The following is a 14,015-nucleotide window of genomic DNA, read 5'->3' as shown; positions in this document are numbered from 1 at the left end:
CCGTGGGTGGCGCGGTCGAATCGGAATCCGAGCTACGGAAGGCATCGCCGAGGACGGTATTCGCCCAGCGCCTGATGCGCCTGTTCGAGGCCGCGGGCAATCCGAAGCTGCGGCAGGTGGCCAGTGCGGCCGAGGCGCGGATGAAGGCAACGCGCGGACCGGCCAAGGGAAGTGCGGCATCGCTGCAGCGGATCAGTGACTGGCGCTCGGGCCGCAATGTGCCCGCGCAGTTCGAGACGCTGCTGCCGATTCTGCTGACGCTGATCGATCTGAGCAAGAAGTCGGCCACGCCGGTGGACCGTGTGCTGGTGGATCTGCCGGAGTGGCGGCGGCTGTGGCATGCGGCCGTCACCTGGAAACCGGAGACCGATCCGGCCAGTGCGGTCTGCCCTTATCGTGGGCTTACCGCCTATCAATCCGATGACGCCGCCCGGTTTTTCGGCCGCGGCCGGGCCACCACCGAATTCACCGAGTTGATGCTGAGCACGCTCGACGCGGCGACCGGTGGCGGCATTGTCGCCCTCGTCGGCGCGTCGGGCGCGGGCAAATCCTCGTTGCTGCACGCGGGCGTGATCCCGGCGGTCCGCAAGCTCGAAAAGGATTGGCAGATCACGACTCTCACTCCTGGCGCGCGACCACGGGCCGCGCTGGCCGAGGCAGTGGGGGATACCTGGGCGATCGGCAAATACGGTGTGCTGATCGTGGACCAGTTCGAAGAGCTGTTCACCGCCTGCCAGGACGAGCAGGAACGCGAGGATTTCCTGACCGAGCTGGCGGCACTCGCCGGTGCATATGAAAAGCGTTGGGTGACAGTAGTTCTGGCCGTCCGGGCCGATTTCTACGCACCATGCCTGGACTATCCGATCCTCGAGGACGTGCTGAACAATCGCGGCTACGTACTCGGTCCGATGCGCCTGAGCGAACTGTCCGAGGCCATTACCGGCCCGGCCGCAGCGGCAGGCCTCGAACTCGAACCCGGATCGGTCGAGTTGGTGGTCACCGAACTGTGCGGTCTCGGCGATCATCAGAACCGGCGCAGCTACGATCCCGGCGCGCTGCCGCTGCTCTCCCATGTCATGGCGGCGACCTGGGAACATCGAGAACGACTTCGCCTGACCGTGGCCGGATACCGCAAGGCGGGCGGCGTCACGGGGTCGGTCGCCGCGACCGCCGAACAGGCCTGGGCCGAACTCACCGTCGCCCAGCAGATCGAGGCCAAGCCGCTGCTGCTGAGCCTGGTCAGCGTCGGACCCGATGGCCACGACACCCGGCGTCGCGCGGCCCGCGCCGAATTGCTCACCCGGGCAGTGGATGCCGAGGCCGCCGATGCGGTGCTGGAGACGCTGGTCCGCGCCAGGCTGGTCACCTCCGATGCCGACAGCGCCTACTTCACCCACGAAATCGTGCTGCGGGCCTGGCCCCGCCTGCGGGCCTGGATCGAGGAGGACCGCGTCGGCTATCTGGTGCGCCAACGGCTGGAAGCCGATGCGGCGGACTGGGTTTCCTCGGGGAGCGATCCGGCGCTGCTGTATCGCGGCACCCGGCTGGCGACGGCGCAGGAAGCGGCGGACCGGCATCAGGCCACCGAGACCGTGACCGAATTCCTCACCGCCGCACAGACTTCCCGCACCATATCGCGACGCTGGGCCGCCGCGACCCGCACGGTGCTCGCACTGCTCGGCGTCGGCGTGCTGGTGCTGGGCATCGCCGCCTACGGCCAGGTCAGGTTAAAGGACGAACAGCAGGACAATGCCCTGCTGTCGGCGCTGCTGACCGAGTCGGAGAGTCTGCGCAGCACCGACCCGACCTTGTCGGCCCAACTCGACCTGGTCGCCCATCGCCTCAAACCCGACGACCCGGAGGTGAATTCGCGGCTGCTGAGCACGCAGAATCTGCCGCTGGCAACGCCGCTGACCGGCCACACGGGCACGGTCAACCAAGTCGCGTACCAGCCGGGCGGCGCACTGCTGGCCTCGGCGGGCGAGGACGGCACGGTCCGGCTCTGGGATCTCGCCGACCGCGCGCATCCGCAGCCGATGGGTACGCCGCTGAATTGCGATGGCGCGGCGATTTCGGTGACGTTCAGCCCGGACGGAAAACTCCTGGCAGCGGCCTGCGGCTACGCATTACAGCTCTGGAGTGTCGAAGACCCGCGGCATCCGGTCCCGGTGGCGCGCCCGACCGGCGGCGGGGTGACCCAGGTGGTCTTCGGCCCCAGCGGACGGATGCTGGCGGCGGCCGACAGCAATCGCACCGTCACGCTGTGGAATCTGCAGGATCCGGCGGCGCCGACGAAAATCGATGCGCCACTGCAGATTCCACAGCAGATCCGATCGATGGCATTCCAGCCCGGTGGATTCTGGCTCGCCGTCGCCTACGACGACGCGATCCAATTGCTGACCATCGGGGGCGCCCCGAAGCCGCTGGGTGCGCCGATTTCGATACCGGCGCGGCCGGTGCGAGCGGTGGCGGTCGGCCCCGATGGTGTCACCCTGGCAGTCGGTAGTGGTGGTGACTCGGCGTGGTCGGAGAACCGCGGCGATGCCACCGTCGGACTGTGGGATCTCGCCGATCCGCTGCGGCCGGTCCTTCGCACTTCGCTGCTGGCGGCCACCAAATCGGCGGTGCGATCGCTGGCATTCAGTCCGGACGGGGACACCCTGGCGACCGGCAATCGCACCGGCGTGACGGTCTGGAATATCGCCGACCGCGCCGCCGCGACGCCGCTGGGTGCACCGCTGCTGGCATCGTCGTCGCCATGCCCCGAGGTCAGTTCCATGGTGGTCTGTCAGGACGCGCAGAACTCGCTGGCCTTCGGTCCGGACGGGCATACCGTCACGGCTGCCGGAGCGCTCGGCGTGGTCCGGCTCTGGTCGCTGGCACCAGCCGTCCTCGGCGGAGGGTTCGGGTGGCTGCCGGTGCCGCCCGCGTTCAGCGCCGCGGGCACCATGGTGACCGGCGCGATCAATGGCCGGACCGAGCTGTGGGACGTCCGTGACCGCGCGACCCTGCGCAAACTCGCCGATCTCGGCCCCGGCCCCACCGAGTTGTACGCGGCCGGCGCCTCGCTGAGCCGCGACGGGCGCACGGTGGCCGCGACCGTCGGGACGCCGCCTCGGGTCCTGCTGCACGATGTCAGCGCTGTCGCCCACGCGCGGACGATAGCGGAGCTGCCCGGCGTCTTCGCCGCGATGTTCAGTCCGACCGGTCGCTATCTGTGGACCATCGCCGCGGACGCCACCTGGTCGTTCCAGGTGTGGGATCTGGTCGACCCCGCGCATCCGGTCCCGCTCGGTAACCGGATGCCGCTGTCCACCGGGGGGTGGGGCGCGTTCGCCATGTACGGTGCGCGGGACGAGCTGATGGCGACAATGGCCTCGGATCGCGCGGTTTCCGGCCAGACCCGGTATGCGATCCGGCTCTGGGATCTGTCGAATCCGGCCGAACCGCGCGTGGTCAGCGAGCTGCCGAGCGAATCGGCCAAACCGTTCGGCTGGATCGGCATGACACCCGACGGTAAGACCCTCGTCAGCCTCGCCGCCGACACCCTGCAGGTCTGGGATATCACCGAGCCCGCCAGGGTACGCAAACTCGGCGAGCCCATCGCCACCCACGGTTTGAACGTGCTGTCGGTCGACTTCAGCCCGGACAGTGCGACGATGGCGACCTCGAGTGCGGATTCGACGGTGCGCCTGTGGGATTTCACCGACCGCGGACACCCGAAACCGCTCGGCCACTCCATCACCCTGCCGAGCACCACGACGTGGCAGTTGGCCTTCGATCCGGCGGGACGCTATCTGGTCGGCACCGGCAATGGCGTGATGAGCATGTGGGATCTGGATCCGCAGCACGCGATCGCGCGCATCTGCGATATCGGCCGCGCGGTGCTGACCCGCGAGGTGTGGCAGGCGCATGTGCCGCGGATGGCCTATCGACCGCCCTGCTGATCAGAGTGCGCAGAAGGTTCGCAGGGCGGCATCGTCGAGAATTCGCGCGCCGCGCGTGTCGTCGGCGAGCAGGTGGAATTCGTTCTCGGTGAGCAGCACGATGCGGCTGCCGTCCTCGCTGGCGATGATCCGGTTGTCGTAGCCGAGCACCCGGCCGATGTAGGCCCAGGCCGGACCGCAGGACGCCTGCACGTGCATGATGCCGAGTCCGTAGCCGTTGCCGCTGTGCTCTGTCGGCACGGTCGTGGTGAGTTCGGCCTGCTGTGCGGGTGGCAGTAGGCGGCCGGAGAACAGGGCGCGGGCGAAGGTGGCGAAATCGTCGAGGGTGGAGACCATCGCGCCCGCCGCACCGTAGATCTGTGGGTCGGCGACCGAGATATCGCGTTGCCAGGTGTAGCCGTGCAGCCAGTTGCCGTGCAGATTCGGGTCGGTGACGGGAAAGGTGGTGTCGCGCAACTGTAGTGGTTCGATAATGCGTTCGCGCACTTCATCGGCCGGGTGCCTGCCGGTGACGGCGGTGCTGACCATGCCGGCGAGGACATAGTTGGTATTGGCGTAGGAGAACCGCTCACCCGGTGCTCCGGCCCGGCCCCGCTGCATCGCGATATCGACAAGTGACTGCGGCGAGTGAGCCTGTGGCGGATCGAACCCGGCGAAGTAGGGCAGCGAGATCCGGGGATCGTCGGCGTACTCCGGCAGCCCCGAGGTGTGATTGAGCAGTTGACGTACGGTGATGCCCGCACTGTCGGGTACCGCGCCGGGAATCCATCGGTCGATGGGGTCGTCGAGGGAGAGTCGATGTTCGGCTTCCAGCTGCAGCAGCACCACTGCCACAAATGCTTTCGTGAAGCTGCCGATGCGGAACCGCGCGGTCGGGTCGGCGGGGGTCCGGGTGGACAGCTCGCCGTAGCCGGCGTGCACGTAGCGCGTTTCGGAACCACTGCGGACCAATCCGATGACGCCCGGCAATCCGGTCGCGACGGCAGCGTCGGCACCCGCCTGCAAGATATCGACCGGCTCCTCGGCCACCGCGGTGGCTGGCATTGCCACAACGATGAGCCCAGCGGCGACCAGCGTCCTGACCGAAGTCGTCACCGAATTCCCCTCCCACGGCATCCCGGCCTGTTCCGAGGCATCAAGTTACCGCAACCCGGCGGGTCTGACATACCTGCATTCCGGTCCGGAATTCCTGCGTGAGCCCGTGAACTGCGCATATACGACACTCGGCGAGCCGATCGGTCGCTGCGTGCCCGGCTCGACGCATAGCGTTCGGTCGTCGGTTTGCTCCGGCGAACCATCCGGAAATCGAGGTCCGGAATGGCGAGCGGGAATGGGAATCAGGTCGGCCGGGCCATGTGGAGGGGAGTTCGGCGGGCAGACTCCCGTTCCCGCCGCAGGCCCCGGATCGCCACCAATCACACCGAAGGGGAATCTTTGAGCACGCCCGGCACCGCTTACCTCACCATTCCCTCCGGTCGATATCGGCTCGCGGGCATGGGATCCCGGCTGGGCGCCCGGCTCATCGACGCCGTCATCGTCGGCATTCCGATCGCCATCGTCGCCGCGGTCGTCATCGTGAGCGCGGACTCATCGAGCGAATTCGCCGCCGAGACCGAATCCGGACTCGGCGTTGGCACCGCTGTGCTCGTCGTGCTGCTCGGCTTGATCGCCAACATCGCCTACGAGGTCGGGCTGACCGCGACCCAGGGCGCGACCTTCGGCAAGAAGGCGCTCGGCATCCGTGTCGTGCGTGCCGATACCGCGGCCGCGCCGGGGGAAGGCATCGGTGGTGCGGCCGCATGCACCCGCTGGGCCACCCTCGTGCTGCCGAGTGTGGTGTGCGGCGTCTGGGGCGTGCTCTGTGCGCTATCGCCGTGCTTCGACAAGCTCGCCCGTCAGGGCTGGCACGACAAGGCCGCGAAAACCTTTGTCCTCGTGGCGTCCTAGCGCGCGAGCCGTGAGTTTGCTGCCTACCGCTAGGGTCGAAAGCCCGAGGAGTCGTCGGCGCGTGCCCGGCCGAATGACTGCGGAGGTCCAATGCGGGCAGCATCGCGCAGCGATTCGATGAGAGGCGGTGGCCGGGTGACGGGTGAGCCCGAACGGTCGGCAGTGCCGGTCATCGTCGTGATGGGTGTCTCCGGATGCGGAAAGTCCACGGTCGGTGCACTGTTGGCCGAGACGCTGCACATCGAATACGCCGAGGGTGACGACTTCCATCCGGCCGCCAATATCGCGAAGATGGCGGCCGGGGTGCCGCTGACGGATTCCGATCGCGCGCCGTGGCTCGATATCGTGGCGGCCTGGCTGGGGGAGCGGCAGCAGCGCGGCGGCGTGGTCAGCTGCTCGGCGCTCGAGCGGAGTTACCGTGATCGGCTGCGCGCGGCGGCGCCGGGGGCGTTCTTCGTCCATCTGGCCGCATCGCGTGCGGAACTGGCCCGGCGGATGGATGAGCGCCGCGGCCATTTCATGCCATCGACGCTGCTCGATTCGCAGCTCGCGGCCTTGCAGCCATTGGCTTGCGACGAACTCGGCGTCACTGTCGATGCGACGAAGGATCCCGCCGAACTGGTCCGCGAAGCGGTCACGGCATGGGAGTCGAACTAGCTCAGGTCCGGTCGGAGTGTGTTCGGGTGCGCCCGACGCGCGTTGCGGCCAGCCAGGTGATACCGATGATGATCAGCGGGGTGATCAGCAGCAGCGGTACCGTCGCCGCACCCGCGATCGGATGCAGCCAGCCCGCGACGGTATCGCATATGGCGTCGATCAGCGCACGAGCCAACTCCGCCACTGGAGAGTGCTCGTCCGGCCCGGTGCTGGCATGGTCCGGCCATCGATTCACGGCCAACACCCTACGACATCGGAGCGGCGTGTCCAGCATTTCCGCAGGAGAACACTCAGCAACTTCTCAGCGTCGATCTGCAATCGTGTTGGTATGACGAACCGCCACGTGCCACCGCTCCCCGTTCCGGTCTGGGGTATCGCAGTGCTGGCCGCGGTGGTCGTCGGCATCACCGTCAGCGTCCTCGGCCACGACGGTGTCACCGCGATCGACCGGCCGGGAACCGATTGGATCGTCGAGCACCGTGCCGCGGTGGTGACGCCGGTCGCGATCGGGATCAGCGACCTGGGCGGCACGCTGCCGATGACGGCGTTGGCGGTGGTTCTGTGTCTCGGGCTGGCCTGGCGTCGGCGGTGGGCGGAGGCGGTGCTGGTCGGTGTCGCGACCGGGGGCGCCGGAGTGCTCGTCGTGGTCGGCAAGCACCTGATCGGCCGCAGCCGCCCGCCCGCGGCCGACCATCTCGTCACCGAGACCAATCAGGCTTTTCCGTCCGGACACAGTCTCGGTTCGATCGTGGTGATCGGAGTCCTTGTCGCGGTGGTACTTTCGCGACCGCATCGCCCGGCCACCCGCCGGATCACGGTCACTGTCGCGGCGGTATTCGTTGGGGCCGTCGGCCTTTCCCGATGGTATCTGGGCGTGCACTGGCCCACCGATATTCTGGGCGCCTGGTGTGCGGGCGCGCTGTGGCTCGCGCTGTGCCTCGCGGCCTACCGGATCTATCGGCCCGACAAGGCCGGTGTCGTGCAGGTGGCGTCGGAGACATTGGGAATGCACACGCCCGCGGCCTCGGACAGCAGCAGCGCACCGCCGACCAGTGCGGCGACGGCAACCGCGCCGAAGACGAACACCCAGAGCAATCCGGGGAGATGAGTGAGCCGGGCGAGCTGATCGGCGTCGGAATCCGCGCCCTGCGGCATATTCCAGCGCCGGACCCGGCCACGTTGCAGTTCGATGACCGGCCGGGTGCCCGCGAGCAGCAGGAACCACGCGCCGAGGTAGGCGAAACCCGCTTGCACCGTATCGGTTCCGAACCAGGACACGGCGAAGACGATGGCGCCCAAGCCGAATACCGTCAGCAGTCCGTAGACGTTGCGCACCTTGATCAGCACGGCGGCGAGCAGGGCGATCGCGGTCCACAGCATCAGTGTGATGCGGTTGGCGCCCAGGAGTGCGGCGAAGCCGAGACCGAGCAGCGGTGGCGACGGATAGCCCGCCATCGCGGTGAGAATCATGCCGAGGCCATAGGGTTTTCCGCTCGATACGGTCAGGCCGGAGGTATCGGAATGCAGGGTGATGCTGTTGAGCCGGCGACCGGTCAGCAGCGCGGTGAGCGCGTGCCCACCCTCGTGCGCGATGGTGACCACATTGCGGGTGACCCGCCACAGCGGGCTGTATCCGACCAGAATCAACGCCGCTGCCGCTGTCGCGAGAACCAACCACCACGGTGGTGCTGCCTGGGTTGTGGTGAGCCGGTCCGCGATGGAGGCGCCGTGCTCGACGAATTCCGCTGTTTGCACCGCCGCACCTTATCCGGCCGTGGCGAGCTTCGCTGTGTGGTCGTTGAGCGGCTCAGTTGGTGACCGTCTCGCCGCGGCTCGCCGATAGCCGGGCGGCGTCGAGCAGTCGCAAGGTGGTGACGGCATCGCGCGGGTCGACCGGGACTGGTGCGCCGTCGAGGATCGCGGCGGCCATGCCGGAGTAGAACGCGGGGTAGTCGCCCGCGAGCGTCGGGACGGGTTCGACGGCCGGTTCGGCGCCCAGCACGCCCCATCGTTCGGGTTCGACAGTGCCCCAAGCTCGGTCACCGTCGTCGGGTCGGCGGCCCGAACGCAGCGCCTCCTCTTGCGGGTCCAATCCATAAGTGACGTAACCGGATTCGGAACCGAGCACCCGAAAACGCGGCCCCAACCGCGGTGTTACCGCGCTCATCCATAAGTGTGACCGCACGCCCGAGGTGTGGGTGAGTGCGACGAAGGCGTCGTCGTCGGTCTGGATGCCGGGCCGTCGCCGATCCAACTCGCCGTATGCCGAGCGCACCGGACCGAACAGCGTCACCGCCTGGTCGATCAGATGACTGCCGAGGTCGAACAGGAGTCCGGCGCCCTCATCGGCGGAACCGACCTCACGCCAGCCGCCCTTCGGCACCGGCCGCCACCGCTCGAACCGGGATTCGAACCGGCGCACATCGCCGAGCCGTCCGTCCGCGATCAGCCGCCGCACCGTCAGGAAGTCGCCGTCCCACCGCCGATTCTGGAATACCGATAGCGCGACGCCGGCGCGCTCGGCCCGCGCGATCAGATCCTCGCCCTCGGCCACGCTCACCGCGAACGGTTTGTCGACGACCACCGGCAACCCGGCGTCCAACACCTGCCGCGCCAGCGGCGCATGCGTCCGATTGGGCGTCGCGACGACCACCAGATCGATATCGGCGATATCGGCGAACAAGGCCTCCGGATTCGGCACCACCCGCACCCCGGGATGTTCGCGCCGCGCCTGCTCGGTCCGTTCCGGCGATGCCGTGACCACCGCCGTCACCCGCATGCGCGGCTGCGCGGCGATCAGCGGCGCATGGAAAACCGATCCGGCCAAACCGTATCCGACGATGGCGACCTGCAGGCTGCTCATCGCTGCGACGCTACGGGGTTCCGGTGGTAGTGACCCGGTAGGGGTGCAGCAGGGCGGCGATGAGCCGCCGCGCGGTGACGACGGCGTGGTCGGCGTCGCCTTCGGCGAGGCCTTGCACATGCGGCGCGAGTGCGAGATGGGGCAGAACGAGCAGCGCCATCGACAGCAGTGCGTGGGTATAGGCGTCCGGCCAGCGGCAAGTCGCCGGATCTGACAGCCGCGAACCTCTTGACTTGTTGTTGCGACAACAGATACTGTTGTTGCAACAACAAATTGCCGCTGTCGGCGGGATAAGGGAGTGTTCCGATGTATGTGATTCACGAAGAAGCCGTTGTCGCCGGAGGGATCGAGGAGATCTGGCAGGCGGCCACCGACGTCGCCAACTGGCCGTCCTGGGATCCGCACGAGGAGCAGGCTCGGATCGGTGGGCCGTTCGCGCCGGGCACGACCGGCTGGGTGAAACCCAAAGGCGCGCCGGCTGGTCCGTTCACTATCACCGCGGTCGAGTCGGGGCGTTCGTGGACCAGCGAGGCCGGAATTCCGTTCGGCAAGATTCGCGGCCACTACACCTATGAACCGCTCGGCGATGGAACGGTGCGGGTCGGGAAGCGGATGGAGGTGCACGGTCCGTTCCGGCCGATCTTCCGGTTGATCTGGGAGCGTGGCATTCGCGCCGATATGCATCTGACCATCGCGGCGCTGGAAGTCGAGGCGCGACGGCTGGCGGGTGCGGCGCAGGAGCCCGAGCGTGGCTGAACCGCGCGGCCCGCTGATGAGCCCCGGGTTCTGGCTGCACCACGCCGCGCTGGAGTGGCGCGCCACCGTGGAACGCAACCTGCGCCCGCTCGGCCTCACGCTGACGCAGTTCAATTTGCTCGCCTCCGCGGGCTGGCTCGGCAGACAGGGCGAGCTGCCGACTCAGCAGCAGGTCGTGGATATGGCGGGCGCGGACCGGATGATGGGCTCGCGGGTCGTCCGCGTCCTGGAAGATCGCGCCCTGCTCGTGCGCCGCCCGGATCTCGATGACGCAAGAATCCTGCGCATCGAGGTAACCGCCGAGGGGCGCGATCTCGCCAGTCGAGCCATCCGAATCGTCGTCGACACCGACCTACAGGTGTTCGGGCCCGATAGTGACGCTCTACGCGACCAGCTCAGATCGATTGCCGCCCGGCGCGGTGGGAGATGACGTGACATGGAAACGGAGACTCCACCTCCGTTTTCGGCTAGCATTACCTGTGTCGAGTTCCCCGTAGTTCTCATCGAGGTTAGGGGCGAGTTCATGACCGAAAGTGATGCAGTATCGCAGTTCGATCCGACAAAAATTGATTTCGAACAGGCTTATCGGGATAAGACGGTCGTCGAAGGCGTGCCGATGGGCCGGTTGCCGTGGGATATCGGCAGACCGCAACCGCTGCTGGTGGAATTCGAGCATGCGGGCCGCATTACCGGGCAGGTCCTCGATATCGGCTGCGGGCCGGGGGATAACGCCATCTATCTGGCGAGCCTGGGCTATCGGGTGGCCGGCCTGGATTCCTCGCCCACCGCGATCGAGGACGCCCGCGCCCGTGCCGCGGCCCGCGATGTGGCCGTAACCTTCTCCATCGCCGATGCGACCCGGCTCGACGGCTATGACGCTCGGTTCGACACGGTGGTCAGCAGTGCGCTGTTCCATTGCCTCGCACCCGAACAGCGCCGAGATCATGTCGCCGCGCTGCATCGCGTCATGCGCCCCGGTGCTCGGCTCATCCAATTCTGTTTCGCGGACCGGGGACACAGCGAGGTGTACGCACCGCACCAGATCGGTGAGGCAGATCTGCGCGCCAGTTTCGCACCACCGGGTTGGTCGCTGACTACGCTGCGCACCGATCGGATGGTGGCGATCATGCCACCTGGTCCGGTGCAAGATATGTTGACCGAGCGCGGAGTTGAGCTCGAGACCAACGAGATGGGGGCGCTGTTGCTGCCGGTCTGGGTACTGGAGGCCGAGCGAATCTGATCGGGGTCGATTACGCGGACCGATGGGATTCGAATGTCCTTCGGTCCGCGAGCAATACGCCGAATGTCAGCACCCACGCCCCAACCGCCACCACCATCAGCAGTTGGCCGAGCGTGCGCAGCGCGGACATATCGGCGGCCGTACCGACGGCGAGCGAGGCGACAGCGGTCATGCCGAGCGGGAAGACCGTGGCCCAGCGCCGGATATCGTATTCGGGTCGTGGGCGGATCACCTCGGCGACCATCAGGATCGTGTAGCCGAACAGGTTGAGGCCCAAGACGATCAGCGCCACCACCCGCAGCACCTGATGCGGGAGGCCGGTCCACTGGTGTGCGGCAACGAGTTCGGCGGCGGCCAGCGCCGAGATCGCCAACGCGCCGGTGGCCACCCATTGATCGCCCGCGCCGATCCACACCTGCCGAATTTCGAAGTGGGCGAACGCCGCGGCGTACAGCAGCAGGCCCACCCCGAAGAGCGCCAGAGCCGCCCACGCGAGCCAATCGCCGACATCGGCCAGCGCCAGCCTTCCGGCCAGAACGGCCAGTCCCTGTGTCGAAACGCAGACCAGGAATGCCGCGCCCGGCATCCGCCGATTCCAATGCCGCACCACCGCGAACAACAGTCCGGGCCACAGCACCGCCGCCACCGCGAGGAGCGCGCAGGCCGCAATCTGCCAGCCCACCAGCGACAACCGGGTGCCGAGCACCGTCGTCGCCGCGACGGCGGTCAATGCGGGCGGCGTATCGGCCTCGGCCTCCCATTGCTGCCGATGCAGAAGCAGCCGCGTGCCGAAGTCGACCGCGAGCAGCACCCAGACCGCCGCCGCGAGCGCGAACACCAGCCACGAGACCACCTCGAATCCGGTGAGATGCAGCCCCACCGACACGATTCCGGTCGCCATGACGAATGAGCCCGCCACCGGCGGTAGCTCCTGCCACCATCGCTGTGCCACCCGGATATCACAACTCGAGAGTCGATCTTGGTCAAGCAACTCGATAGCAACGCGATTTCGGCGGGGCGATTCCGCGATTCGATGCCGGTGATTTTTGATGGAGCCCGATAGTCGTGCGCACCGTCCGAAGTTGGGCGGCAGGATCTATGGCTCAACCCGATGCTCTGCTATTGCTAACCAGCAGATTATTTCACCGCGCGGTTATCGCCCCGACCTGCACATCGTGCAGTACGTCGGCGGCCGGAAGGGCGACACCTTTTGTCGCGACAGCTATCCGCGACATTCGCGGCGTCTTGCTGCGAATGTACCGGGACGCCGATCAGCGCACCGGTGATCCGATTACCGCATCGGCTGAGGCCGATCCGATGCAGCGCGGGGAATATCAGCAAGCCAGGGGCAAATGCACTCTGGTGCGGGCGAATTGGGATGGCGAGAGTTGCCCGACTTCCTGCCCGTGGTCCTCGAATTCGTCACCGCCACAGGCAATCGCCGTCCGCTACTCAACCATCGGCCCGGTTCGGAATGGCTGCGGCTGGGAGCATCGGCTGATGCGGGTCAGTCGAACTCTCCGGCGCGGATACCGGCCGTGAAGGCGTCCCATTCGGCGGGGGTGAACACCAGTGCTGGTCCGCTGGGGTTCTTGGAGTCTCGGACGCCGACCATGCCCCCGTCGAGGTGCGCCGCCTCCACACAATCTCCGCTGGGTTGGCTTGCGGCGCTCTTGAACCACTTCGCGCCCGACAAATCGCTGGTCACGCGGCATACTCCTCTGCGATCTCCCGCACCAGTCTCCTAGTGTCGGCTTCACTCAACGCTACCTGGCGAAGGTCGGCGACTACCGCTCGATGGCGGTCGATCACGTCATCGTCTTCCAGGAACAACGATCCCGTGAACCCTTCCACGAACACCACGGGTGGTTCTGTCATGCGGCTGGCGCTCAGCGGTGGGAACTCGAACAGCGTGAACGACTGGACCACCAGCCCTGGGTGTCCTCCGACACCGAACGGGATCACTCGAATCGATACGTTCGGCAAGCTTCCGACTTCGACAAGGTGCTGTAACTGCTCAGCCATCACTGCACGCCCGCCGACCTGATGCCGAAGTGCTGATTCCGACAGCATCACATCCAGCGAGAATCCGGTGTCCTCGGTCAGCCTGTGTTGCCGACGGGCAGTCAACTCCAGGCGTCGCTCCACATCGACGGCTGACATGGCCGGATCGTTTGTTTCGACAAGCCACCGACGGTATGTCGGAGCTTGCAGCAGACCAGGCAGCAACGTGAGCTGGAAGGACACCAGGCGGTTGCACGCCTGTTCCAGATTCATGAAGTGATCGAAATGGCTGTTCACGACATCCGCGTAGGCGCGCCACCAGCCGCCGGAGGGATCACCCTTGGCCGCTTTGACCTCCTGGAGCAGACCTATCACTTCGGTACGAGAGTCCTCGTCGGCACGGTAGAAGTCCAAGAGCGCGTTCACATTCGGGGTGCTGATCCTGACCGATTGACCGTCCTCCAACCGGCCGATGGTCTGCTTGGACGTGTCGATGGACAAACCCGCTGCCAGTTGGCTCTTTCCGGCCCCGGTTCGAAGATCACGGAGTTTTCGCCCGAGCGCGCGACGCGGGAGCGTGGACCCTGCCATGTGCCTAGCC

14 protein-coding genes and 1 pseudogene are annotated in these 14,015 nt (G+C 67.0%); 7 read left to right on the top strand and 8 right to left on the bottom strand.

Features of this window, described 5'->3' with window-relative positions; genetic code table 11:
- Positions 1–2: 2 nt before the first annotated feature.
- Entirely contained in the window at positions 3–3,947 is a 3,945-nt protein-coding gene (locus ACQP2D_RS28115; protein ID WP_433678925.1) for a hypothetical protein, read from the top strand.
- Here ACQP2D_RS28115 and ACQP2D_RS28110 read toward each other — a convergent pair whose 3' ends face one another.
- Entirely contained in the window at positions 3,948–5,042 is a 1,095-nt protein-coding gene (locus tag ACQP2D_RS28110) for a serine hydrolase domain-containing protein (RefSeq protein ID WP_433678924.1), read from the bottom strand.
- Between the two features lie 339 nt (positions 5,043–5,381).
- On the opposite strand from ACQP2D_RS28110, the gene ACQP2D_RS28105 reads away from it, so the two are divergent.
- Both ACQP2D_RS28105 and ACQP2D_RS28100 read left to right on the top strand, forming a co-directional pair.
- Positions 5,382–5,894 (top strand): RDD family protein, encoded by a 513-nt coding sequence (locus ACQP2D_RS28105; protein ID WP_433678922.1) that lies wholly within the window; start codon positions 5,382–5,384, stop codon positions 5,892–5,894.
- Positions 5,895–6,074: 180 nt separating this feature from the next.
- Positions 6,075–6,551, top strand: a complete 477-nt coding sequence (locus tag ACQP2D_RS28100; RefSeq protein ID WP_433685786.1) for a gluconokinase — start codon at positions 6,075–6,077, stop codon at positions 6,549–6,551.
- Position 6,552: 1 nt separating this feature from the next.
- On the opposite strand, the gene ACQP2D_RS28095 is transcribed toward ACQP2D_RS28100, so the two are convergent.
- Complete coding sequence (locus ACQP2D_RS28095; protein ID WP_433685977.1) at positions 6,553–6,786, bottom strand: hypothetical protein; 234 nt, start codon at positions 6,784–6,786, stop codon at positions 6,553–6,555.
- Between ACQP2D_RS28095 and ACQP2D_RS28090 the strand changes: the two are divergent.
- Positions 6,673–7,488 (top strand): annotated as a pseudogene (locus ACQP2D_RS28090) (phosphatase PAP2 family protein); the annotation flags it as partial. The gene ACQP2D_RS28095 and the pseudogene ACQP2D_RS28090 overlap by 114 nt on opposite strands.
- 17 nt (positions 7,489–7,505) lie before the next feature.
- Here ACQP2D_RS28090 and ACQP2D_RS28085 read toward each other — a convergent pair.
- Genes ACQP2D_RS28085 through ACQP2D_RS28075 form a run of 3 tightly spaced genes read right to left on the bottom strand, consistent with a single transcriptional unit; the run spans position 7,506 to position 9,574 of the window.
- Complete coding sequence (locus ACQP2D_RS28085) at positions 7,506–8,306, bottom strand: M50 family metallopeptidase (protein ID WP_433678921.1); 801 nt, start codon at positions 8,304–8,306, stop codon at positions 7,506–7,508.
- A 52-nt stretch (positions 8,307–8,358) separates the two neighbouring features.
- A complete protein-coding gene (locus ACQP2D_RS28080) occupies positions 8,359–9,414 on the bottom strand; it encodes a Gfo/Idh/MocA family protein (RefSeq protein WP_433678920.1) in 1,056 nt (351 codons plus the stop codon).
- 10 nt (positions 9,415–9,424) lie between these two features.
- On the bottom strand, positions 9,425–9,574 hold the full coding sequence (locus tag ACQP2D_RS28075) for a hypothetical protein (protein WP_433678919.1): 150 nt from the start codon (positions 9,572–9,574) through the stop codon (positions 9,425–9,427).
- Positions 9,575–9,720: 146 nt separating this feature from the next.
- Between ACQP2D_RS28075 and ACQP2D_RS28070 the strand changes: the two genes are divergently transcribed.
- The 3 genes from ACQP2D_RS28070 (at position 9,721) to ACQP2D_RS28060 (ending at position 11,410) form a co-directional block, all read left to right on the top strand.
- Positions 9,721–10,170 (top strand): SRPBCC family protein, encoded by a 450-nt coding sequence (locus ACQP2D_RS28070; RefSeq protein WP_433678918.1) that lies wholly within the window; start codon positions 9,721–9,723, stop codon positions 10,168–10,170.
- Entirely contained in the window at positions 10,163–10,600 is a 438-nt protein-coding gene (locus ACQP2D_RS28065) for a MarR family winged helix-turn-helix transcriptional regulator (protein WP_433678917.1), read from the top strand. Before ACQP2D_RS28070 ends, ACQP2D_RS28065 begins: the two co-directional genes overlap by 8 nt.
- Before the next feature lie 93 nt (positions 10,601–10,693).
- Positions 10,694–11,410, top strand: coding sequence for a class I SAM-dependent methyltransferase (locus ACQP2D_RS28060; protein ID WP_433678916.1), 717 nt, complete (start codon positions 10,694–10,696; stop codon positions 11,408–11,410).
- A 10-nt stretch (positions 11,411–11,420) separates the two neighbouring features.
- Here ACQP2D_RS28060 and ACQP2D_RS28055 read toward each other — a convergent pair whose 3' ends face one another.
- The 3 genes from ACQP2D_RS28055 to ACQP2D_RS28045 all read right to left on the bottom strand — a co-directional run bounded on the left by ACQP2D_RS28055 (position 11,421) and on the right by ACQP2D_RS28045 (position 14,005).
- Entirely contained in the window at positions 11,421–12,362 is a 942-nt protein-coding gene (locus tag ACQP2D_RS28055) for a tellurite resistance/C4-dicarboxylate transporter family protein (RefSeq protein ID WP_433678915.1), read from the bottom strand.
- Between the two features lie 555 nt (positions 12,363–12,917).
- Entirely contained in the window at positions 12,918–13,118 is a 201-nt protein-coding gene (locus tag ACQP2D_RS28050) for a DUF397 domain-containing protein (RefSeq protein ID WP_433678914.1), read from the bottom strand.
- A complete protein-coding gene (locus ACQP2D_RS28045; RefSeq protein WP_433678913.1) occupies positions 13,115–14,005 on the bottom strand; it encodes a helix-turn-helix domain-containing protein in 891 nt (296 codons plus the stop codon). Before ACQP2D_RS28045 ends, ACQP2D_RS28050 begins: the two co-directional genes overlap by 4 nt.
- Positions 14,006–14,015: the final 10 nt, after the last annotated feature.

The organism is Nocardia sp. CA-119907 (assembly GCF_050955995.1).
GTDB lineage: Bacteria > Actinomycetota > Actinomycetes > Mycobacteriales > Mycobacteriaceae > Nocardia.
Note: the sequence above shows the minus strand (reverse complement) of the source record. Positions and strands in the feature narration are given on the sequence as shown.

Coding starts and splice junctions, on each gene's coding strand:
- ACQP2D_RS28100 (WP_433685786.1), top strand. CDS start 6,075: ATGGGTGTCTCCGGATGCGGAAAGTCCACGGTCGGTGCACTGTTGGCC.
- ACQP2D_RS28080 (WP_433678920.1), bottom strand. CDS start 9,414: ATGAGCAGCCTGCAGGTCGCCATCGTCGGATACGGTTTGGCCGGATCG.
- ACQP2D_RS28075 (WP_433678919.1), bottom strand. CDS start 9,574: ATGGCGCTGCTCGTTCTGCCCCATCTCGCACTCGCGCCGCATGTGCAA.
- ACQP2D_RS28070 (WP_433678918.1), top strand. CDS start 9,721: ATGTATGTGATTCACGAAGAAGCCGTTGTCGCCGGAGGGATCGAGGAG.
- ACQP2D_RS28060 (WP_433678916.1), top strand. CDS start 10,694: ATGACCGAAAGTGATGCAGTATCGCAGTTCGATCCGACAAAAATTGAT.
- ACQP2D_RS28045 (WP_433678913.1), bottom strand. CDS start 14,005: ATGGCAGGGTCCACGCTCCCGCGTCGCGCGCTCGGGCGAAAACTCCGT.